Origin of the sequence: Novosphingobium sp., assembly GCF_030696665.1 — a bacterium.
Taxonomy (GTDB): Bacteria; Pseudomonadota; Alphaproteobacteria; order Sphingomonadales; family Sphingomonadaceae; genus Novosphingobium.
On sequence record NZ_JAUYRV010000053.1, the window covers coordinates 32,856 to 53,287 of the forward strand.

Sequence of the window (20,432 nt, forward strand, 5' to 3'; positions counted from 1 at the left end):
ACTTACGTCTCCGACGGAGGCGTTAGTCGCAGTGGGGCGGGCATGGCGCCCGTTCGATCATTCGCCTAACAGGATCTTCCACGTATTGAGGTCTTCACCTGCGGCAAAGAAGCGCTCGTTCATTGGCAGGCCGTTCTGGCCCCAATAATCCATGTTGGCCACCCACGCCTGAATGCCATACATGACCCAGCGCGGGATCTGTTCGGTCCAGATCGTTTCAAGGTCGATCACGTCGGTTGCGCCTTCCTTGATCAGGCAATCGCGATAGTGCGCAACCAGATCCTTGTGGTGGTGGCGGCGTTCGTCGACCGTGAGCGACCCAACGGTGAAATACGTCAGATCGCGCCACGGGCGACCACGGCGGCCAAGCTGCCAATCGAGCCACATCCGTTCACCCGAAGGCATGATGTAGGTGTTGCCCTGGTGGCAATCGCCCAGAATCACGCAATAGGGAGCATCGAACGCGCGTTCGTATTCGGTGAGCTTGTCGTAAGCCCGCATCACCCGCTCGGGATCATCGAGATAATGCTGCGGGGCGATAGCGCGGAAATTGGGGTCTTTCAGGTTTTCCCCGATCCAGTGCCACATGATGCGGACCTGATCGTAGTCGACCGGAACCTGCATGGACGTAGGCAGCCACGGCGCGGCTTCGGGCGTGATCAGGGGGCTGTTCCACAACCCACCGTGAAGTTTGGCAAGATCGGCAAGATTGCTGGCGATCACATCGATGCCGCTGTGCTGCGTGCTGTGGCCGAATTTCCCACCCCGGTCGATCAGGTCTTCCAACACGACCACGCCGCGCCCCGAACCATCATCGTCCCAATCGGCATAGTAGCATGTGGCTGTCTGGCAGGTGAGCTTGTCGGTGAGGAAGTAATAGAACCGTGCTTCGAGGGCGTGGATATCGACATCGTCGAACATGCCCGACCAGTTGGATTTGATGCACAAGTTGCGCGGCAGGCCTGCAGCAATACCAGCGGCGTTCCAGTCAACCACGACTCGCAGCTTGGTGGTGTGGCTGTCGAACAACTGCACCACTTCCAGCTTTTCCGCGACGACGCCGGGGTACTTGTAGGACATGATCGTGCCAAGCCACTGCGCATCGGGCGTGAAGCGACCGGTCGGGAGCAGTTCGGTGCGGGCAGGGTAGGGGCGGGGGACGGGATTCTGGTCCACTATCCGCCGCTCTTTTACAGATTCTTGCGTCATATATCGGGTTCCTCTCTCAAAGGTCGCAAAAACTCAGGAATGGTGGGGGGCGGGCCGGCATTTCTGATGAACGCCTGAAGCCCTGCCTGTCTGCAGTGACTTCTGAACGCGCCGCTGCAATTGCACCCTGCCAATAGGAAGGTGTGGAGTGCCGCCCGCGCTGGGCAAATCCGTTCATCGGCGAGCAGACCGGTTGATGGATGGAGTGAGCGATGTCGAACAGCAAGGAAACGGCGGTGAAGGAATTTCTCAAGCTGTTTCACACAGCCAAACTTGACCTGCCGAGCATCCGCGCTGCGCTGGCGCCGGACGCCCGCTGGCAGGCCGTCGTGCCGCTGGCGAACGTAGTCTATGGCGCTGATGCCATCTGTGCAGAAGCAGAGCGCCAGTACCGCATCTACAAGGATTGCGACTGTGAACTGCTGAACATCGCCAGTGCGGGGGACACCGTTTTTACCGAACGGGTTGATCGCGTCCGCCTGATCGAAGGCGACCGGGATGTCATCACGAATGTGGCAGGCATATTCACGGTCAATGATGACGACAAGATCGTGTTCTGGCGGGAGTACTGGGATATGCTGGATATTGCCGGCCAGATCGGCATTTCCGGCGAAGATATGCGCCAGTTGATGGATACGCAGATTGCGGCCTGATCCAGCCGACCTTGCAGGAGAAACCAGCTTGAGCACCAATCAGGACGCCTGGAAGCAGGGCTGTGAAACGGTCGATGCCGTGTATGGCCCGGGCTATTCCGACATGATGCAGCCGTACAAGGAGCATCGCTTCAATCAGGAGATCGTGAACAACCAGTTCGGCAACCTGTGGGCCGACCCGGCGCTGACCATCCGCGAAAAGCGGTTGATGGTGCTGGGGCTTACCACCATGCTGGGGCGGCCAGACCTGATCGAAACGCAGATCACAGGCGGGCTGCTGAACGACGAGTTCACCGACGAGCAGCTCGAATTCATCCCGCATTTCCTGCTGTTCTATGCAGGCGCAGGCAATGCCTCGGCGCTGTTTCGGGGGATTGAAGCGGCAAAAGCCAAGGTTCAGGCGGCCAAATCGGCTGATGGCGGATAATGATGCAGCATTTGGCATTGTCGGAATCCAACGCCAAACTGATCCGGCCGGAAAGCGACTGGTCGCTGCAGAACCGTGAGTTCGTGCATGATTTTGAAATCGTCGCCCGGTTTGCATCACATGATCTGACGATGGATATTCGGCAGTACGAATGGGTCAGGCCGTCTGCCGGGCATTTGATGCCACAGAAGCACTACCTCGACATTTCGCTGGACGGCAGTTTGCGCCGCAGCCTGCTACAATCAGAACGCTGGACGGAGCCGCAGTATTCGGGCGGTGTGCTCTACCTGCCGCCCAACGTGCGATATTGGGGCCAGCCTGCACTGGAAAAGCGCAACCTGCTGTGCCTGTCGTTCGGCGATGCGTTCCTGGCCAATGTCTTCGATGGCGAGAATCCGCTGACTGCGGCCATCCCCCATGCTGACATTCAGAACGTGGCGTTGCGCCGCTATCTGCTGGCAATGGCGAGTGAACTGTCTGCGCCGGGCTTTGCTGCGGGCACCTTGCTGGAATCGCTGGCGGTTGGCGCCACGGTCGAACTGGCGCGCTGGTCTCAACTGGTGTCCGATCCGGGTGGCGGCTTTGTCCTGCCACATCAGGCCAAACGGATTGAAGAATTTATCCGGGGCAACCTGTCCAGCGCGTTGAGCATTTCGGACATAGGCCGCGCCTGCGGGATGAGCACGCGCAACGTGGCGCGCGTGTTCAAGCAGGCGACCGGCGGCAGCATCGGCGATTTCATCGCACGGTGCCGGATCGATCTGGCCAAGGAACTGCTGGAATCGGACAACTTCCGCATCAAGGAAATAAGCTGGCGGTGTGGTTTCCGCAGCTCTTCAGCGTTTTCGGCGGCGTTCCGCGCTGCGACCGGCATGACCCCGCGCGATTACAAGCTGCGCCCGGGGATGTTGCAGTAGGCAACGCACCCCGAACCCATTTTTGGTATCAGGAACAAGATGATATGAGCAGGCTTGAAGGTAAAGTGGCAATTGTCACCGGCGGCGGTGGCGGCATCGGTTCAGCCGTTGCGCGGCGGCTGGTGTCCGAAGGCGCACGCGTTGCCGTTGCCGATATTTTTGCAGAATCGGCCGAGCGCGTCGCGCATTCTCTGGGCGATGCGGCGATTGCGGTGGCATTTGACGCTGCCAGTGCGGATTCGGTCAAGGCGCTGGTGGAACAGACGGTCAGCCATTTCGGCAAGCTGGATATCCTGCACAACAATGCCGCGATGACCGATCCGGTCAAATCGGCGCAGGACACCACCGCCATCGATATCCCTATGGAAATCTGGCAGGAAATCCTTGACGTCAACCTGACCGGCTATCTGCTGGGGTGCCGTTATGCGATCCCGCACATGATTGCCAACGGCGGCGGGTCGATCGTCAATACCGCGTCCAATTCGGGCACGGCGGGCGATCTGGCGCGCATCGCCTATGGATCGACCAAGGGCGCGATCATTACGCTGACCAAGTATGTTGCCACGCAACATGGCACGCAGAATATCCGCTGCAACAGCATTGCGCCGGGCGTGGTGCTGACTGAAGCGCTGGACAAGACGGTGCCCGGCCTGAAGGACATCATCAAGCGCCACATCCTGACGCCGGAATTTGGCACGCCGGATGATATTGCAGCGCTGGTGGCGTTTCTGGCGTCGGATGAATCGCGCTACATCACGGGTGAGAACATCTCGATTTCGGGTGGCGGGCTGATCCATCAGCCACACTATGCCGATCTCAAGGCGTTCATGGAGGCCGCTGGCTAGACCAGTTGAACGATGCGCTTGCCCCGGTTCTCTCCCCGGTAAAGTCCGGCCAGAGCATCGGGGCAGGCCTCGATCCCCGAAAGCACATCTTCCTGATAGGTCAGGCGACCTTCGGCGATCCAGCTGCGCAGGGTGGCCACGGTCTCGTCCAGCCGGTCCATGTGATCGAACAGGACGAAGCCTTCCATCCGTGCGCGCTTGACCAGCAGGTGCCGTTCCACGCGCGGCCCTTCGGGCCACGGCTCCCAGCGATCATACGATGCGGTGCCGCAGACAACGACGCGCGCCTTTTGCGCCAGATGGGGCATCACGGCGTCGGAGATGGCGCCTGCGGTGTTGTCGAAATAGATGTCGATGCCTGCAGGGCATAGCGCGGCAAGGCGCGCGCCGACATCCTCTGCGCGGTAATCGATGGCGGCATCATAGCCGAACAGTTCCACGCAATCGCGCACTTTGGCGGGTCCGCCCGTAATCCCGATGGTGCGGCAGCCGTGGATGCGCGCAATCTGGCCAACCGCCGAGCCGACTGCACCTGCGGCGGTCGAGACGACTACCGTCTGGCCGGGTTTGGGTTCGCCAATGGTGGTCAGCGCCAGCAGCGCGGTCATGCCATTCAGGCCGAGGATGCCGAGCGCCATTTTCGCTTCGGCCGGCGATGTGCGCTGGACGATGCGGTCAGCGCCAACGGCGGCGTAGTCCTGCCAGCCGAACCAGCCTGTGACATATTCGCCGACCGCGTAATCGGGGTTGCGTGAGGCGACGATTTTACCCGAGCACAGGCTGCGCATGACATCGCCGATGGCGACGGGCGCGGCATAGTTGCCCACATCGGCGATCCAGCCACGCATGGCGGGGTCGACCGACAGGTAGTGGTTGCGCACCAGTATCTCACCCGGCGCAGGGTCCGGGACCGGTGCATCGACGATTGCAAAGTCGCTTGCTTGCGCGACCCCCGCTGGCCGGTTGACCAGCAGGACACGGGCGTTGATCGCCTGCGTGTTCATCGGGCGTCAGCTGGCAAGGCTGCGCGCCGCGATATAGCCCAGCGTCATCGCCGGGCCGACATTGCAGCCATGCGCAGGAGCGTGGCCGCGCCAGAGCGAGTTGGCGTCCAAACCCGCCGCGTGCAGGCCGGGAATGACTTTGCCCGCGGCATCGAGAACGCGTGCCTGCCCATCGATGCGCAGGCCAACCGTGGTGGAGCCATCTCCGGGGAAAATCTTCACCGCATAGAACGGCGCTGTCTCGATCGGGCCGAGGCAGGCGTTGGGCATGTGGCGCGGATCGCCCAGATCCCGGTCGAGGGCGGAGGCGCCCTTCTGGAATTCAGGGTCCACGCCGGTCTTGCCATATGTGTTCATGGCCGATGCCGTCTTTACGAGAGCTGAGGCATCGACGCCGATCTTTCCGGCGAGTTCGGCCAGTGTTGCACCTTCGACAAGATAGCCCGCCGCCACCAGCTTCTTGATCCCGCCGCCGCCGGGAAGCGACAGGCCCAGGCCGTACTTCTTGACGAAGGAGGCATCGGCGACAAGCCATGCAGGCACCGCGCCTGCCTTGTGCATGTATTCGACAAAAGTGTTCGACGCCTCGTTGCCGAAGCGCTTGCCCGATTTGTCGACCGCGATGCAGCCGGGCTTGGCCATATCGATCAGGTGGGCGTAGATCGCCTTGGTGCCATCGGGCTTGATCATGGTGGAAACGACCGACCACACTCCGTTGGCGACGTTTTCACCATCAATGGTGCCGCCTGCTTCAAGGCCCATGTTCATGCCGTCGCCAGTATTGCACCCTGCCATGATCGAGATGTGCTGATCGGGAAAGGGCATGTACGCGCGGCGCAGCTGTTCGTTGGCCGAAAAGCCGCCTGTGGCCAGAATGACGCCCTTTTTCGCGCTGAGGTTCAGCGCCTTTCCATCGCGTTCCACCCGAATTCCGGTGATACCGTCGGGTCCGCCGATCAGACCGGTTACGCCAGTATTGCGCCACAGCGTGACACCGGCATCATGCGCCGAGCGCAGCAGACGGGCGGCCAGCGCATTGCCCATCGTGATGCGTGATCCCCGCTTGCGCCCCATCATCTTGTCCAGCGCGTACTGGCCGACAATCTTCATCATGTAGAACATCGATTTGGGCGAAGACTTCATCGCGTCAAGGTGCGGCAGATCGGGCAGATCGACCATGAACCCGACTGGCGCATTGAATTCGCTGCGCGGCAGGCGCAACTGATCGGCATAGCCATTCAGCTTCTGCGTGCGGTATTCAAGCGGGCGCAGCAGGCGACCGTCCTTGCTGGCGCCTTCGATTTCGGGGTGCCAATCGGGCGAATGATCGGCGAGCGCAAAGACGACTTCGGTCTGATCTTCCAGAAAGCGCACCATTTCAGGGCCGGCCTGCAGATAAGCGTCGAGTGCCGGGGCGTTCAGCTTTTCGCCAACCAGCGTGCCGATGTATTTGCGCGCGGCACCTGCCGGTTCGGGGATGCCTGCCGCGATCTGGTGGTGGTTGCCCGGAATCCATATGCCTCCGCCCGAAATTGCAGTGGTGCCGCCGAACACGTCTGTCTTTTCCACGACCAGAACCCTCAGGCCCTTGCGCGCAGCGGTGACTGCTGCGGTAAGGCCGGCTGCGCCAGATCCTATGACGATCGCGTCCCACTCGTTGCTCATACATTCCCTCCCGGCAGGCCACTGGCCTTGCAGGCAGGCCGTGGCAGGCCTGCTCAATCGCCCTGCACGCTATCGGCGGATTATCAGCTATGACCTACCGCAAGGAAGGCGGCGGCGATTGCAGGGTGGTGATGATCCGTTTTGAACTGCACAAAAACGGAGAGCGACGATGGGCACGATCACCGGCGACGACCGGATCGCGATAGCCGAACTGTTTGCACGTTACTGCCACAGCGTCGATCATGATGACAGGCAGGGCTGGCTTGACCTGTTCACACCCGGCGGCACGTTCGAAGTGGCCGGTGTGATGCGGCTTGAAGGGCATGAGCAGGTCGGCGCGATGCCGGGTGTGGTGGCAGAGCATGGCGGCGGCAAATGGCGGCACCAGATCACCAATATCGTTGTCGATGCAGGCGGCGATGCCGACACCGCAATGGTGGCCGCCTATGGACTGGTCACGGACTGGGGCAACGAGGGAAAGCCGATGACGTTTTCCGACTATGCGATCACCCTGAACCGAGTGGACGGGGCTTGGCGCATCGCCTCGTTGCTGGCCACGGCACCTTGATATGTCTTGAAGGGCAGGGGGATATGCCTTGAAGGGCAGGGACTGGCAAACCCTGTCTGGCGGTAGGGGGTTTTGCACCAGCCATCCTGCACGGCAGCATGAATTCAATAAGGTAGAGACAATGACGCAGATCGAACCCGGCGCACAGGCACTTTTTGACAAGTTCGGCACCTATATCCTTCCGGGCCGGGTCAGCGATCCGCGCCGGGGGATTGAAGAGGCCATTGAGGCCGAGCGTATCGGCCTTGGTTGCGTGTGGATTTCCGAACGCTTTGCGTTGAAGGAACCGGCGGTGCTGGCAGGCGCGGTATCGCAGGCCACATCGAAGATCCGCATTACCGGCACCTTTTATGCCACGATGCGCCACCCCATCGTCACCGCGAGCACCGCGAACCTGATGCAGGCGATGTCGGGCGACCGTTTCCGCGTGATGTTTGCCCGCGCCGTGCCTGCCTACATGAAGATGATGGGCGCAGCGCCGATCACAATGGACCGGCTGGCCGATACCATCGCGATCATGAAAAGCCTGTGGGCCGGTGAGACGGTGAAATATGACGGGATCATGGGCAACTTTCCCAATTTGAAGCTGACCGACAAGTACGACGGTCCGCTGCCCCCGATCATCTTTACGGCTATCGGGCCGAAGTCGCTCGAATTTGCAGGATCACATTGCGACGGCGTGCTGCTGCACCCGTTCGTATCGCCGCAGGGCGTGCGCAACAGCGTGAAGATTGTGCGGGATTCTGCCGAAAAGGCCGGGCGCGATCCGATGTCCGTGCGCATCTATCACAACATCATCGTTGCCCCCGATCTGCCCAAGGACGAGGAAGACGCGGTTGTGCGTGGCCGCGCGATCACATATTTCGAATTGCCCGGCTTTGGCGACCTGATCGTCGAGATCAATGAATGGGACAAGTCGGTGCTCGACCAGATCCGCGCCCATCCCAAAATCGCCTGCCTGAACGGCAAGCCCGCCGATCAGGCCTATACCCGGCAGGAACTGGTCGATGTGGGCGAACTGCTGCCGCAGCAGTGGATCGATGAAGGCGCGGCCGTGGGCACGGCAGCGCAGTGCGCCGACCAGTTGATGGCCTACCTTGATGCAGGCGCGGACGAAATCCTGCTGCACGGTGCCGGGCCAAAGGACATGGGGCCGCTGACCACCGAACTGAAGCGCGCGCTGGCCGCCAAGGGCTTCTGACCCCACCCTTTCCCCCGGCAGGTTGCGGTGCGGCCTGTCGGGACCAGCTTTGATAGGCACACGGTCCCGACAGCGGACCGGTGCCCGGGATAGGGAATGACGCATGGCGCTGGCCGAAGCATCCGAAGCAATCGCCCCGTTGGACGCAGACGCGCTGATTGCCGATGCACAGGCACAGACGGGCTACACCGATTTCGGACCCGACCTCAGCTTCATGACCGGCTTTCGCGAACTGGTGAAAGCAGTCGAGGCAATGGACCCGCCGCCGCAATTGCGCGCCACGGCCAAAGCCAACATCACCAAGATCCTGTCGATGCGCCTTCGCATGGCCGAAGATGACCGCAACCATCCCGAAATTGCCGCGCAGGACGTGGGATCGCCGCTGATCGTGTGCGGATTGCCGCGCACCGGCACGACAATCACGTATGACCTGCTGTGTCTTGATCCAGCGGCCCGCGCGCCGACCGAATGGGAATGGTATATCCCGTGGCCCGCGCCGGAAAAGGCTACGTTCGATACAGACCCGCGCATCGGGCAGGTGCAGGCGATCTATGAAAACTGGCTGGCGCATGCGCCGCAGCTTGCCGATATTCAGCGGATGGACTGCACGCAGCCGGGCGAATGCAACCACGGCATGATGATGCATTTTGCCAGCACCAACTTCCCCGCCGAACTGGGCGTGCCCGATTTTGCCAAGTGGTTGCTTAGCACGGTGGCCGAGGGGCAATATGCCACGCACAAGCGCCTGCTCCAGCAGTTTCAGTGGAAGGGACCGCAAGGGCGCTGGACGCTGAAATCGCCGCAGCACCTGTTCGATCTGCCGGGATTGGTCGAGGCCTATCCCGACGCGATGCTGGTATGGACGCACCGCGATCCGGTGCTGACGTTCTCGTCGCTGTCGAGCATGATCGCTGCGTTCCTTGCCGCTGTGGGCGCGGACAAGGATATGAAGGCCGTGGGCCGCAGCGTGTTCGAAACGTGGAGCGAAGGGCTGGAGCGCGGCCTCAAGGCGCGCGATGCACGCCCCGACATTGCCGAACGCATCATCGACCTTGGGCATAGCGAAGTGGTGGCCGACCCGATGGGATCGATCCGCCGCATCTATGACCGCTTCGGCCTGCCGTTCACGCCCGAGCACGAAACGCGCATTACGCAGTTTCTGACGGAGAATTCGGCGGCCAAGCGGCTTGGGAAGCACAAGCATAGCGCGCAGCAGTTCGGCATCGATCCGGATGAAGTGCGCGAACGGCTTGCCCCTTACTACGCGCGGTTCGGGCACCTGTTGGCACCGCTTCCCAAGAACGCAGGGTAATTACCGATGAGCGTACTCGACCGTTTCCGGCTTGATGGCCGCACCGCAATCCTGACCGGCGTTGGGCCCGGCGTGGGCGAACACGTGGCCAAGGCTTATGCCGAACTTGGCGCAAACGTGGTGATTTCCGCGCGCAGCCAGGACCGGCTTGATCGTATTGCCAGTGAAATCAACGCACTTGGCGGCGGCAGGGCGCGTGCGGTGGCCGTGGACGCGGCGAACAAGGCAGACCTGCAAAAGCTGGTTGATACGGCGCACGATGCGTTCGGACCGATCCATATTGTATTCAACAACGCCGCCGCCGGCGTGGTCTATGCCGCCCAGGGCGGGCTGTGGGCAAACACCGACGAAGTGTGGCAGACCGCGATGGACGTGAACGTCATGGCGACATGGCGATTGGTGGAAATGACCGAGGCCGATATGAAGGCCCACTGCAAGGGCAGCGTCATTTCGGTGCAGAGTTGCGGCGGATTTACCCCGATCCCGCCTGCCGTTGCCTATGGCGTGAGCAAGGCCGCACTGCTGTTTCTGGTGCGCGAACTGGCCAAGACGCAGGCCCCGCATACGCGCATCAATTGCCTGTGCGTGGGATCGATGAGTCCCGATGGGCAGGAGGCGGAAATCCATCGCGGGCTTGCGCTGGCCGAACGCAACGCGATCAAGCGCTTTGGCGCGGCTGACGAGGCAGTGGGCGCGGCAATACTGCTGGCAAGCGATGCATCGAGCTACACCACTGGCAGCACGATCTTTACCGAAGGCGGGCGCGTGGGGACGATCTCGTGAGCGCGAACCCCCTGTGGACACAGGATCAGGCCGAGGCCGAGCGCCTTTCGCTGCGGCTGATTGAACGGGCCGATGTGCGCGCCGCGCGTGAAGCGCAGCGCATTGCGATGCGCGCGCACCCGCTGGCCGCGACGGTCGACGGGATTGCCGGGCTGGACCGGGCGCTCGACCAATGGGTGCTGGGCCTTGCCATGCGCGAGGCCAATGGCGATCCGGCAGACCCCAAAGTGGTATGGAACATCAGCAACGCACCGCGAGACTGGTTCGGCCATGTCTATCAGGGTGCCGCGGTCGCGATTGACAATCCCGACAACTTCAACCGCGAAATCCCGATCCACGGCGACGGCAACTACGAAATCACCATACGGTTTTCGGAAGACCCGCCGCAGTTGAGCATCGTGCTGGAAGTGGAACCGGAACATCACGCGGGGCTTGGCCGCAATCTGGGCGCGTTCACGTTGCAGGACTTGCGTGATCCGGCAGCGCCGACCGCTCCGGTGGTGGTGACAGTGGGGCCGGGCGAGGGTGGCCGCCATCATTTGCGGACCGAACCGGGCAAGATGCATCAGGTCTACACCCGCGATAGCCAGCGCGACTGGAACCAGTTGCCCGCAGAAGTGACCGTGCGCCGGATCGATCCGCCCGCCGGGCATCGCCCGCGCACAGAAGATGAAATTGCCGCCAAAGTTATCGTCGACATGCCTGCGTGGGTCCATTTCTGGAGCCATTTCAAGGATGATTTCCTTGGGTTACCCGAGCCGCACACGCTGGTCGGTCCCAATGGGCGGGACGGTGGTTGGGGCTATCTGGCGGGCGGGCGCTTCCGCCTTGGCGAAGGCCGGGCGCTGCTGGTGACGATCGATCCAGCGGGCAGTTATTACTCCGGCTTTCAGATCGCCGATCCTTGGACGATCTCGCCCGATCCGATGGTGCGTCTGGTCAGCCTCAACAGCACGCAGGTTACCCCCAGCCCTGACGGCACGCAAAGCTATGTGCTGAGCGCGGTTGATCCCGGCATTGCCAACTGGATTGATACCACCAATCTGGCCGAGGGCTGGGTCATGATCCGCTGGCAGGGCGTTCCGCCGACGGCGGACCCGGCGACGTTCATCCGCACGGTGCAGGAGTTCGATCTTGCCGATGTGGACGCGGTGGTACCCGCTGCTGTGCCGCGCATCGATATTGCCGGGCGACGCGCGCAGCTGATCAAGCGCGCACGCGATCACGGCACCCGCACGCGCGCGCCTGACTGGTTGCCGTGAGAAGGATCTAAACCGATGCAACCTACAGGCTCCGTTCTCGAACTCTGTCAGGTGGTGGCCGATCTGGAACCCGCGCTTGTGCACTGGACCGGGACCATTGGTGCGGGGCCGTTTTTCGTGTTCGATGTGCCGGTGCTGCCCGGTCAGGTCTATCGCGGCGCGCCCACCGAAGTGTCGATGAAAGTGGCGTTCGGGTTTTCGGGCGGGCTGTTGATCGAACTTTTGCAGCAAACCAACGCTGGCGCTTCGGTGTTCCGGGAAATGCTGGAGACAGGGGGTCAAGGCTATCATCACGTGATGCTGCGCGGGCCTTACGATGCCAATTTCGCCCGGCTTTCAGCCAAAGGCCATGCCGTGGCGTTCAGCGGGCAAATGCCATCGGGCGAGCGGTTCTGCCTGTTCGATACGCAAAGCTCCGATGGCGCATTTATCGAACTGATGGAAATATCCCCCGCGATGGAGGAATCGCTTTCGCGCATGCACCGCGCGCATCTGGCGTGGGACGGCGTGACCGACCCGGTGCGCGAGCTGGACCGGCTGGCGGAATTTGCCTGAGCGACCTGTCCGCACCGGACCCTGACGTTCGATAGGGGCCGTGCGCGGCACGGTGCCGCAATCCACGATTCAAAGGGCTGTAGTGGCTGCGTGAGAGGATCGATGATGAAGGTTGCATGGATTGGGCTGGGCCAGATGGGCCTGCCGACGGCGAAGGCGGTTGCGGCTGGCGGCCATCAGGTTCGCGCATTCGATGTGCAGGCTCCCGCTGCCGAGAACGCGCAGGGCCTCACGCTGGTCGGCTCCCCGCGTGAAGCTGCGCAAGATGCCGATGTGGTGTGCCTTGCCGTGTTTTCCGACGATCAGGTGGCCGATGTTCTGACCGGTCCCGAAGGCGTGATCGATCTGTTGAAGCCCGGCGCGATTGTGGCTGTGTTCACCACCGGCAGCATCGAATCGATCCAGGGTATCGCTGCCAGCGTGCCCGCAGGCATTGCCATTCTCGACACCTGCTTCAGCCGCAAGCAGTCGGAAATGGCGTCCGGCAAGCTGACCTTGCTGGTTGGCGGTGATGCCGACGCGATCGAACGCGGGCGACCGGTGTTCGATACATTTGCACGCGCGATCTTCCACGTTGGCGAAAGTGGTGCTGGCCGCGCGATCAAGCTGGTCAACAACATCCTGTTTGCAGGCCATCTGCAGCTGGCTTCCGATGCGATGAAACTGGCTGAAAGCTTGGGGCTTGAGCGCGCGTCCACCGCGACCGCATTGATTCAGTGCAGCGGCGCAAGCGATGTGCTGCCCTGGTTCGCAGGCGACGACTGGAGCGCGATGCTTGAGACCACGCGCCGCTACATGGTCAAGGATGTGGCCGCAGCGATCGATGCGGGCCAAACGGCGGGTGCTGATATTCCCGCGCTGTCCGCAGCAACCGCGACGTATCTCACCAAGTAAGCAGGAGAGACTGCCGTGAGCACCACCGCCGAAACTTTTGACGCACAGGCTCTTGCTGATCGCAACCGTGCGCTTGTCGTCCGCCTGATGGGTGCGCTCGACAAGTGCGATCTCGACGCTATCCGGTCGATCATGGCACCCGATGTGGACTGGTATGTGTCCGGTGTCGGCACGCTCGATCTGGAAACGCTGCTTGCGCAAATGCAGGCGATGCTGGGCGTGGCGAAAGTGGCGCAAACCACAATCCTTGCAACCACAGCCGAAGGCGAGCGGGTGGCGGTGGAATCGCGCGGCAACTTTGAATTTGAAGATGGTCGCACTTATCGCAACCACTACCACCACCTGTTCACCGTGCGCGATGACCGCGTAGTGGGTGTGCGCGAATACCTCGACCTGCACGAGACCGAGCGCGCGTTCGGACCGATGGGTGCCAGCGCTTGAGCAGTGTAGCGCCTGTTGCCACCGCTGCGATGCAAGGCGGCGGGTTCTACAACCGCAATTCGGGCTTGCAGGCGGCCAATCTTGGCTCGGCGCTGCCGTTGCTGGCGGCGGCAGCGGCTGACATCGCGGTGGATGCAGCGACGATTGGCATTGCGGATTATGGCGCGTCGCAGGGGCGCAATTCGATGGTGCCGATGGCCGCTGCGATTGATGCTTTGCGGCCACGGATCGGGCCTGATCGCCCGATCGTGGTCAGTCATATCGATCTGCCGTCCAACGATTTTGCATCGCTGTTCACGCTGCTTGACGAAGACCAGTCCAGCTATCTTGCCGGGCGGGCCGAAGTCTATCCCGTGGCCATTGGCCGGTCGCATTACGGGCAGGTGCTGCCGCGCGGCAGTGTAGATCTGGGGTGGAGTTCCAATGCGCTGCATTGGATGAGCCGCAATCCTTGCGCCGTGCCTGATCATGGCTGGGGCGTGTTCAGCGCCGATGCCGCCGTCCGCGATGCTGTCGACACTCAGCTTGACACAGACTGGGCGAACTTTCTGATTGCGCGGTCGCACGAAATGCGGCCCGGTGGACGGCTGATCTGCCAGTTCATGGGGCGCGGCGAGGAAAGCCACGGCTTTGAATGGATGGCCGGCGCGTTCTGGCAAAGCTGGGTCGATGTGGCCAATGCTGGCCTTGTAACCCACGCCGAACTCGCGCGGATCAGCGCGCCATCGGCGGGGCGTTCTGTCAAGCAGATCGAAGCTCCGTTCCGCGACGGCCGGGTGGCCGGGCTGAAACTGGTCGACGTGGCCGTAGTGCCGACGCCCGACCCCTATTGGGAGGCATACCTGCAAAACGGCGACGCGGCGCAACTGGGGCAGATGTGGGCGAACATGATGCGCGCGGCAAATGGCCCGAGCTTTGCTGCCGCGCTGGATGCCGGGCGGGACCACAGCTTGGTGCTGGACGCGGTGACCGCATGCCTGGCGGCGCGCATTGCTGCCGATCCGCAGCAGAACCGGTCTTATAACGTCATCGTATCCATTGCAGCAACAAAGTGAAGTTCGCTTCACACCATATTGAAATCGCGCAGAAAAGCTTCTGCACCTTTGGCGCAAATTGGGAGAATTCGAGATGGCATTTGCGTTTCCGGAGGCGGTAATCCCCGATCACGTTCCTGCCGATCTTGTGCGTCCGTTTCCGTTCGTGTTCGGCATGACCACGGACCAGGACCCGTTCAACGTGCTGGCGGCATCGGTGCATGAAGGGCCTTAACTGATCTATGCGCCCCATGCCTATCCCGGCGGCTCGCCTGCGTGGATTCCGCGCCGCATGGAGGACATGCGCGCGATCTATCTGGATACCGACCACTTCACCACGCACGATTTTTCGCCGTTTTCAAAGCTTACGGGCGGCACGTGGATCAATTCGCCGGTCGAGCTTGATCCCCCGGCGCACGGTCCGTTCCGCCAGATGGTCAACCCCGCGTTCACGCCCAAGGCGATGGCCGCGCTGGAAGGCAAGATCCGCGAATATGCGGTGGGCTATATCGACGGTTTCGCTGCGCGCGGATCGTGTGAATTCATGGGCGACTTCGCGTTTGAATTCCCGATCAAGGTGTTCATGGAACTTATGGGCCTGCCGCACGATCGCGTGGCCGAATTCATGGAGTGGGAAATGAACCTGCTCCACAACCACGATCTGTCCAAGATCGCGGATGCCACGCGCAAGGTGGTGGACTATCTCAGCGCGGAGATTGAAGACCGCCGTGCCAATCCCCGCAATGACCTGATCAGCTTTGGCGTGGCTGGGCAGATCGAGGGCCGCCCGCTGACGCAGGACGAACTGGTCGGGTTCATGTTCAACCTGTTCATCGGGGGGCTGGATACGGTTTCGACGAACATGGGCCTGCAATTCTGGCATCTGGCGACGCACCCTGAAGATCAGGCGGCGCTTCGCGCCAACCCTGCGGAAATCCCTCACGCCATCGATGAATTGATGCGTGCCTATGGTGCGGTCACCACGTTCCGCACCTGCAAGAAGGAAACCACGATCCGCGGCGTGACGATCAAGCCCGGCGACAAGGTGGCAATGTCCACCACGCTGGCGGGCCGCGATCCTGCCGAGTTCGACAATCCCGGCACGGTCGATTTCAGCCGACGCCCGCGCCACGTCGGCTTCGGTTTCGGAATTCATACATGTGTCGGCATGCACCTTGCGCGGCGCGAACTGCGGATCGCGATGGAGGAGTTCCTTGCGCGGGTTCCGGCTTTCACGCTTGAGCCGGGCCATACTGTCACCTGCCACATGGGCATGATCCAACCGGTGGCTTTGCCGCTGGTGTGGACGCCTGCCGGCTGAGGCGTTGGAGAAGGGTGCACCCTGTCCTGAAGGGCGTCCTGAAGGGATTCCTCGCCCTGCCATACGATAGGTTGCACCCTACCTGCCGGGCGTACAGCGAAGACCAAGCAGGAGTAGAAGCAGGGCTATGGATTTTTCCCTTTCCGAAGAGCAGCAGGCGTTCAAAGACATCGTGCATCGTTGGGTCGAGGCTGAGTGCCCGAAAGACTGGATGCGCAAGCTTGAGGCAGACGAGGAAAACTATCCTTATGCCTTGTGGGACAAGCTGAAGGAGCAGGGCTTTTTCGGCATCGGCATTCCCGAGGAATGGGGCGGCCTTGGTGGCGATGTGGTCATGCAGATGATCTTCGCGCGCGAATTTGCCCGCACCGCTGGCGGCTTGCTGTGGACCTGGGGGCTGACCTCGTTTGGCGGCGCAAAGACGATCAGCGCGGTCGGCACCGATGAACAGAAGCAGCGCTGGTTGCCCAAGATGGCGGCAGGCGATTTGCGTGTTTCGCTGTCCATGACCGAACCTGACGGCGGCACCGACGTCTTGGGCGCGATGAAGACGCGCGCTGAAAAGGTCGACGGCGGGTGGAAGCTGAACGGCGCAAAGATGTGGACCACTGCCGCCAAAGCAGCAGATCGTCTGCTGGTGCTGGCGCGGACCGACGCCAACGTGGAAAAGAAGCACCACGGCCTGACCATGTTCTTCGTCGATGCCAAGACGCCCGGCATCACCTCTTCGCTGCTGCCCAAACTTGGCATGCGCGCAATGGGATCGTGCGAAGTCCATTACGAAGACGTGTTCGTGCCCGATGAGGATGTGCTCGGCACGCCGGGGCAGGCCTGGTATGCGATGCTGCCCACGCTAAACAACGAACGCATCATGGTTGGCGCGCAGTGTCTTGGCGCGATTGACGGCGTGCTGGAAGATGCGCTGGTCTACATGAAGCAGCGCACGGCATTTGGCGGGATCATCGGACGCTTCCAGATCCTGCAGCACTACATCGCCGACATTGCCACATGGCAGAAGACCACAGAACTGCTGCTGTATTATGTTGCGCAGCTTCAGTCAGAGGGCAAGCCCTGCGGCATCGAGGCCAACATGCTCAAGATGGTCGCCACCGAAAACGCGGTGAAAGCGGCTGACCTTGGCATCCAGATCCTTGGCGGCATGGGCTATTCGGCAGAAACCGACATGCAGCGCTACTGGCGCGATCACCGCATCCTGCGCATGACGCCGATCTCCAATGAGATGGTGCGCAACTCCATCGCCGAAAGCTTCGGCCTGCCGAGGTCGTACTGATGAGTGACGAAGCCGAATTTCCACCCGCGCCGCAAGTCGCCGGAACGTCGCTCGACGGGACCAGGATCTTCACCGTTTCGGCCGAGGAAAACGCGCGCCTGTGCCGCTCGGTCGGCGTTGCGCCCGCTGCCGATGGCACAGCCCATCCGGTGTGGTATTATGTCGCCACGCAGGTGGCGATGGGCAAAACCGTGGCGGGCGTGTGCGAAACCTGCGAATTCGACGTCGAGGACGGCCCGATGATGGGATCATCCGGCGTGCGCTTTTCCGGGCCGATCATGGTCGGTCAGCCCTACAAGGTTGGCGGCGAAATCCTCAGCCTTGTGCGCAAGAAAAGCCGCAAGCTTGGCGTGATGGACGTGCTGACCTATCGTTTGCGCCTGCATCCGGCTGACGGCGGCGATGCCATTCTGGAAACCGACAACGTCTGGGTTTTGCCGCGAAAGGAACTGGCATGAGCTACGCCGTTGGCGATGTGATCGCGCCGTTCACGATCAACGCCGTGAGTGAGGATGCGATGAAGGATTGGGCCGTGTTCCTGGCCGATCCCAACCCGATTCACCTCGATGTAGAAGTGGTGAAAGCCAAAGGGCTGGGCGACCGGGTGATCAATCAGGGCCCAATCAACGTGGCCTATATGATGAACATGCTGATGGCAGCGTTCCCGGACGGCACGATCGAGGCGATGGATTCCCGCTTTCTCGATAACGTTTATGGCGGTGACAAGGCCGTTGCCAGCGGCAAGATCACGGCGGTTGATGGCAACCGCGTGGAATGTGAATTCAGCCTGGATATCGAAGGTCGCGGCACCGTGAATGCCGGGACTGCGACGATCAGACTCAACGCTTAACAGGAGAGAAGACAATGCCCAGCGGACCTTTTGCCCATGTTTGCATGGTCGTGCGCGATCTGGACAAGGCCATCGTGGACTGGACCAAGATCCTGCGCGTGCTTGACCCGGCGCAGCTTGACCAGCGCATCGTCAAGTATGACGAATTTTCGAGCGGTGACGATGCCGGCATGAAGTGGGCGACGTTCGTCAACGATCACGGCACTGAAATCCAGTTCATCCAGCCTGCACCCGGCACGCCGATGGGCCGCCGCCTCGACAAGGTGGGCGAGCATGTCCACCACTTGTGCTTTGCCACCGATGACGTTCCCGGCGCGATGGAAAAGCTGCGCGCCGAAGGGCTTGATCTGCCCGGTGAAGGTGTGACCTACAACGACCCCGACATGACCTGGCAGAAGTGGAGCTGGGTCGGCGCGAAGAGCACGCATGGCTGCCTGATCGAAGTTGCCAGCCCCTACGAAAGCCGCAACGACGGCAAGTGGCACCATGCCCCGCAGAAGTTCGCATACAACGGTGCGGGTGAACATCCGATCTTCAACGAGATCGCCCCGCCGCTTGCCACCGCTGCCGAATAAGCACGCGACACTTGCGATGAACGCACCGGCGCAGGCCGCAGTCGAACTTCCCGGCGACGGCCTGACGCTGCGGGCGGACGCATATGGTCCGCCCGATGGACCGCCGGTGCTGTTCTTTCATGGCGGCGGGCAAAGCCGCCGGGCATGGAGCGGCGCTGCGCGCAACATCGCTGCGGCGGGCTACCGTGCCTATTCTGTTGATCTTCGCGGGCACGGCGCAAGCGATTGGGCAGCAGACGGCGATTACCTGCTTGATGCGTTCGGGCGTGATGTCGAGGCGCTGCTCGATTCCTTTGACCGGCCGGTCGCGCTGGTCGGCGCATCGCGCGGCGGCCAATCAGCGCTGGTTGGGGCATCACGCCGCCCGGGCAAGGCCGCGCTGGTGATGCTTGCCGATGTCGCTCCGCTGCTGCGTGATGCCGGCGTAGATGACTTTCGCGATTTCTTCGCCGCAAGCAGCGCAGGTTTTGCCACGATAGACGAAGCGGCCGATGTCCTTGCAGCCCACCTTGGATTGCCCCGCAGAAGTGACGTTTCGGGCCTTGCAAAGACCATGCGGCACGGTGATGATGGGCGCCTGTACTGGCAATGGGATCCGCTGACCGTGTCGCCCGAATTCCTCAATCCACCATCCGAAGGCCTCGCTTTGGAGCGGGCTGCCGCCCGGATCACGGACCCGGTGGTGCTGGTGCGTGCCGAACATTCGACAATCGTGACCGACGAGGGCGAGGCATTGTTCCGCAAATTGACACCGCAGTTGGACGTAGTCCTTGCCAAAGGGGTGGGCCATATGGTGACGGGGGACCGCAACGATGCGTTTGCGGAAACCCTGCTCGATTGCCTCGCGCATTGCAGTCCTGTGGCATGAGCGGCCCGGCGTCATCGCGCACCGCGCTGGTGGTTGGCGGTTCGGGCGGACTTGGCGCTGCCATCTGCCGCGCTCTGGCGCCCGAATGGGGCCGCGTCGCGGTTGGCTATCGCTCCGGGCTGGACGCGGCACAAAGCCTCGCGGCCGAGTTGGGTGGCCAAAGCATCGCAGTTCACTGTGATCTGAGCGATGCGGCCAGCGTCACTTCGGCCATTGAAGCTGCGAATGCGGTGGATCTGCCTCTGGGCTCGGTTGTGTTTGCAGGCGGCGTGGCGATTGAGCAGCCGTTCGTCAGCAAGATTGCCGAGGCACAGTGGCGGCAGGTGATCGACGTCGAACTGATCGGCTTCACCCGCGTTGTTTCCGCAGCAATCCCTGTGCTGCGCGCCAATGGCGGAGGTTCGTTCACGGCGATCTCGTCGGTAGCCAATTACAGCTATCCACCGGGCGATGCACTGTCATCAGTGCCGAAGGCGGCGATTGAATCGCTGTGCCGCGCGGTGGCCAAGGAAGAGGGCCGGTCCGGGATCCGCGCAAATGCGGTGGCACCGGGCATCATCGATGCAGGGCTGGGCGCGCAGTTTCTGGCCGACCTCTATTCGCCGGAGGTATGGAATGTGCAGCGCCAGCGGATTGCGCTGCGCCGCTTCGGATCGGCAGACGAAATTGCCGATGCTGCCGCGTTTCTGGCTTCAGACCGGGCGCGGTATATCACCGGGCAGACGCTGATCGTGGACGGCGGCTTCAGCCTGTAGGT

General features: G+C 61.9%; 24 protein-coding genes. 21 read left to right on the forward strand and 3 right to left on the reverse strand.

What is annotated here, in order from left to right; all coding sequences use genetic code 11:
* Nucleotides 1-57 precede the first annotated feature (57 nt).
* Nucleotides 58-1,209, reverse strand: a complete 1,152-nt coding sequence (locus tag Q8R81_RS17680) for a DUF1679 domain-containing protein (protein WP_305619847.1) — start codon at nt 1,207-1,209, stop codon at nt 58-60.
* A gap of 212 nt (nt 1,210-1,421) precedes the next feature.
* Here Q8R81_RS17680 and Q8R81_RS17685 point away from each other — a divergent pair, with 212 nt between their 5' ends.
* From Q8R81_RS17685 to Q8R81_RS17700, 4 genes are read left to right on the forward strand one after another with little or no spacing between them, the layout of a single operon-like run.
* Nucleotides 1,422-1,862, forward strand: coding sequence for a limonene-1,2-epoxide hydrolase family protein (locus Q8R81_RS17685; protein ID WP_305619848.1), 441 nt, complete (start codon nt 1,422-1,424; stop codon nt 1,860-1,862).
* Nucleotides 1,863-1,890: 28 nt separating this feature from the next.
* Entirely contained in the window at nt 1,891-2,289 is a 399-nt protein-coding gene (locus Q8R81_RS17690) for a carboxymuconolactone decarboxylase family protein (RefSeq protein WP_305619849.1), read from the forward strand.
* Nucleotides 2,290-2,291: 2 nt separating this feature from the next.
* On the forward strand, nt 2,292-3,206 hold the full coding sequence (locus tag Q8R81_RS17695; protein WP_305619850.1) for a helix-turn-helix domain-containing protein: 915 nt from the start codon (nt 2,292-2,294) through the stop codon (nt 3,204-3,206).
* Between the two features lie 44 nt (nt 3,207-3,250).
* Nucleotides 3,251-4,051 carry an SDR family NAD(P)-dependent oxidoreductase gene (locus Q8R81_RS17700; RefSeq protein ID WP_305619851.1) on the forward strand — a complete coding sequence of 267 codons (801 nt, stop codon included), beginning with the start codon at nt 3,251-3,253 and terminating at the stop codon, nt 4,049-4,051.
* Here the strand turns inward: Q8R81_RS17700 and Q8R81_RS17705 are convergent.
* On the reverse strand, nt 4,048-5,055 hold the full coding sequence (locus Q8R81_RS17705) for an NADP-dependent oxidoreductase (RefSeq protein WP_305619852.1): 1,008 nt from the start codon (nt 5,053-5,055) through the stop codon (nt 4,048-4,050). The two genes, Q8R81_RS17700 and Q8R81_RS17705, sit on opposite strands and share 4 nt — an antisense overlap.
* A 6-nt stretch (nt 5,056-5,061) precedes the next feature.
* Nucleotides 5,062-6,720, reverse strand: a complete 1,659-nt coding sequence (locus Q8R81_RS17710) for an FAD-dependent oxidoreductase (RefSeq protein WP_305619853.1) — start codon at nt 6,718-6,720, stop codon at nt 5,062-5,064.
* Between the two features lie 169 nt (nt 6,721-6,889).
* Here Q8R81_RS17710 and Q8R81_RS17715 point away from each other — a divergent pair, with 169 nt between their 5' ends.
* From Q8R81_RS17715 to Q8R81_RS17795, 17 genes are all read left to right on the forward strand, one after another.
* The gene (locus Q8R81_RS17715) at nt 6,890-7,288 is read left to right on the forward strand and encodes a nuclear transport factor 2 family protein (protein WP_305619854.1); all 399 of its coding nucleotides are present in this window, start codon (nt 6,890-6,892) and stop codon (nt 7,286-7,288) included.
* A gap of 121 nt (nt 7,289-7,409) precedes the next feature.
* A complete protein-coding gene (locus tag Q8R81_RS17720) occupies nt 7,410-8,489 on the forward strand; it encodes a TIGR03857 family LLM class F420-dependent oxidoreductase (protein WP_305619855.1) in 1,080 nt (359 codons plus the stop codon).
* 103 nt (nt 8,490-8,592) lie between these two features.
* A complete protein-coding gene (locus tag Q8R81_RS17725) occupies nt 8,593-9,801 on the forward strand; it encodes a sulfotransferase (RefSeq protein ID WP_305619856.1) in 1,209 nt (402 codons plus the stop codon).
* A gap of 6 nt (nt 9,802-9,807) precedes the next feature.
* Nucleotides 9,808-10,584 (forward strand): SDR family NAD(P)-dependent oxidoreductase, encoded by a 777-nt coding sequence (locus Q8R81_RS17730; protein WP_305619857.1) that lies wholly within the window; start codon nt 9,808-9,810, stop codon nt 10,582-10,584.
* Entirely contained in the window at nt 10,581-11,846 is a 1,266-nt protein-coding gene (locus Q8R81_RS17735; protein WP_305619858.1) for a hypothetical protein, read from the forward strand. Before Q8R81_RS17730 ends, Q8R81_RS17735 begins: the two co-directional genes overlap by 4 nt.
* A 15-nt stretch (nt 11,847-11,861) precedes the next feature.
* Entirely contained in the window at nt 11,862-12,401 is a 540-nt protein-coding gene (locus Q8R81_RS17740; RefSeq protein WP_305619859.1) for a VOC family protein, read from the forward strand.
* 105 nt (nt 12,402-12,506) lie between these two features.
* Nucleotides 12,507-13,295, forward strand: coding sequence for an NAD(P)-dependent oxidoreductase (locus Q8R81_RS17745; protein ID WP_305619860.1), 789 nt, complete (start codon nt 12,507-12,509; stop codon nt 13,293-13,295).
* Between the two features lie 15 nt (nt 13,296-13,310).
* Nucleotides 13,311-13,736, forward strand: coding sequence for a nuclear transport factor 2 family protein (locus Q8R81_RS17750; RefSeq protein WP_305619861.1), 426 nt, complete (start codon nt 13,311-13,313; stop codon nt 13,734-13,736).
* A complete protein-coding gene (locus Q8R81_RS17755) occupies nt 13,733-14,791 on the forward strand; it encodes a hypothetical protein (RefSeq protein ID WP_305619862.1) in 1,059 nt (352 codons plus the stop codon). The genes Q8R81_RS17750 and Q8R81_RS17755 overlap by 4 nt, the downstream gene beginning before the upstream one ends.
* Nucleotides 14,792-14,864: 73 nt before the next feature.
* Nucleotides 14,865-15,005 (forward strand): hypothetical protein, encoded by a 141-nt coding sequence (locus Q8R81_RS17760; protein WP_305619863.1) that lies wholly within the window; start codon nt 14,865-14,867, stop codon nt 15,003-15,005.
* Between the two features lie 57 nt (nt 15,006-15,062).
* Nucleotides 15,063-16,091 carry a cytochrome P450 gene (locus tag Q8R81_RS17765; protein ID WP_305619864.1) on the forward strand — a complete coding sequence of 343 codons (1,029 nt, stop codon included), beginning with the start codon at nt 15,063-15,065 and terminating at the stop codon, nt 16,089-16,091.
* Nucleotides 16,092-16,218: 127 nt separating this feature from the next.
* Nucleotides 16,219-17,382 carry an acyl-CoA dehydrogenase family protein gene (locus tag Q8R81_RS17770; RefSeq protein WP_305619865.1) on the forward strand — a complete coding sequence of 388 codons (1,164 nt, stop codon included), beginning with the start codon at nt 16,219-16,221 and terminating at the stop codon, nt 17,380-17,382.
* Entirely contained in the window at nt 17,382-17,840 is a 459-nt protein-coding gene (locus Q8R81_RS17775; protein ID WP_305619866.1) for a hypothetical protein, read from the forward strand. Before Q8R81_RS17770 ends, Q8R81_RS17775 begins: the two co-directional genes overlap by 1 nt.
* Nucleotides 17,837-18,232 (forward strand): MaoC/PaaZ C-terminal domain-containing protein, encoded by a 396-nt coding sequence (locus Q8R81_RS17780; RefSeq protein WP_305619867.1) that lies wholly within the window; start codon nt 17,837-17,839, stop codon nt 18,230-18,232. The genes Q8R81_RS17775 and Q8R81_RS17780 overlap by 4 nt, the downstream gene beginning before the upstream one ends.
* A 14-nt stretch (nt 18,233-18,246) precedes the next feature.
* Nucleotides 18,247-18,807 (forward strand): VOC family protein, encoded by a 561-nt coding sequence (locus tag Q8R81_RS17785; protein ID WP_305619868.1) that lies wholly within the window; start codon nt 18,247-18,249, stop codon nt 18,805-18,807.
* Nucleotides 18,808-18,823: 16 nt separating this feature from the next.
* Nucleotides 18,824-19,675 carry an alpha/beta fold hydrolase gene (locus Q8R81_RS17790; RefSeq protein WP_305619869.1) on the forward strand — a complete coding sequence of 284 codons (852 nt, stop codon included), beginning with the start codon at nt 18,824-18,826 and terminating at the stop codon, nt 19,673-19,675.
* Nucleotides 19,672-20,430 (forward strand): SDR family NAD(P)-dependent oxidoreductase, encoded by a 759-nt coding sequence (locus Q8R81_RS17795; RefSeq protein WP_305619870.1) that lies wholly within the window; start codon nt 19,672-19,674, stop codon nt 20,428-20,430. Before Q8R81_RS17790 ends, Q8R81_RS17795 begins: the two co-directional genes overlap by 4 nt.
* The last annotated feature ends 2 nt before the right edge of the window (nt 20,431-20,432 follow it).

Coding starts and splice junctions, on each gene's coding strand:
- Q8R81_RS17680 (WP_305619847.1), bottom strand. CDS start 1,209: ATGACGCAAGAATCTGTAAAAGAGCGGCGGATAGTGGACCAGAATCCC.
- Q8R81_RS17685 (WP_305619848.1), top strand. CDS start 1,422: ATGTCGAACAGCAAGGAAACGGCGGTGAAGGAATTTCTCAAGCTGTTT.
- Q8R81_RS17695 (WP_305619850.1), top strand. CDS start 2,292: ATGCAGCATTTGGCATTGTCGGAATCCAACGCCAAACTGATCCGGCCG.
- Q8R81_RS17700 (WP_305619851.1), top strand. CDS start 3,251: ATGAGCAGGCTTGAAGGTAAAGTGGCAATTGTCACCGGCGGCGGTGGC.
- Q8R81_RS17705 (WP_305619852.1), bottom strand. CDS start 5,055: ATGAACACGCAGGCGATCAACGCCCGTGTCCTGCTGGTCAACCGGCCA.
- Q8R81_RS17710 (WP_305619853.1), bottom strand. CDS start 6,720: ATGAGCAACGAGTGGGACGCGATCGTCATAGGATCTGGCGCAGCCGGC.
- Q8R81_RS17715 (WP_305619854.1), top strand. CDS start 6,890: ATGGGCACGATCACCGGCGACGACCGGATCGCGATAGCCGAACTGTTT.
- Q8R81_RS17720 (WP_305619855.1), top strand. CDS start 7,410: ATGACGCAGATCGAACCCGGCGCACAGGCACTTTTTGACAAGTTCGGC.
- Q8R81_RS17725 (WP_305619856.1), top strand. CDS start 8,593: ATGGCGCTGGCCGAAGCATCCGAAGCAATCGCCCCGTTGGACGCAGAC.
- Q8R81_RS17730 (WP_305619857.1), top strand. CDS start 9,808: ATGAGCGTACTCGACCGTTTCCGGCTTGATGGCCGCACCGCAATCCTG.
- Q8R81_RS17740 (WP_305619859.1), top strand. CDS start 11,862: ATGCAACCTACAGGCTCCGTTCTCGAACTCTGTCAGGTGGTGGCCGAT.
- Q8R81_RS17745 (WP_305619860.1), top strand. CDS start 12,507: ATGAAGGTTGCATGGATTGGGCTGGGCCAGATGGGCCTGCCGACGGCG.
- Q8R81_RS17760 (WP_305619863.1), top strand. CDS start 14,865: ATGGCATTTGCGTTTCCGGAGGCGGTAATCCCCGATCACGTTCCTGCC.
- Q8R81_RS17765 (WP_305619864.1), top strand. CDS start 15,063: ATGGAGGACATGCGCGCGATCTATCTGGATACCGACCACTTCACCACG.
- Q8R81_RS17770 (WP_305619865.1), top strand. CDS start 16,219: ATGGATTTTTCCCTTTCCGAAGAGCAGCAGGCGTTCAAAGACATCGTG.
- Q8R81_RS17775 (WP_305619866.1), top strand. CDS start 17,382: ATGAGTGACGAAGCCGAATTTCCACCCGCGCCGCAAGTCGCCGGAACG.
- Q8R81_RS17780 (WP_305619867.1), top strand. CDS start 17,837: ATGAGCTACGCCGTTGGCGATGTGATCGCGCCGTTCACGATCAACGCC.
- Q8R81_RS17785 (WP_305619868.1), top strand. CDS start 18,247: ATGCCCAGCGGACCTTTTGCCCATGTTTGCATGGTCGTGCGCGATCTG.
- Q8R81_RS17790 (WP_305619869.1), top strand. CDS start 18,824: ATGAACGCACCGGCGCAGGCCGCAGTCGAACTTCCCGGCGACGGCCTG.
- Q8R81_RS17795 (WP_305619870.1), top strand. CDS start 19,672: ATGAGCGGCCCGGCGTCATCGCGCACCGCGCTGGTGGTTGGCGGTTCG.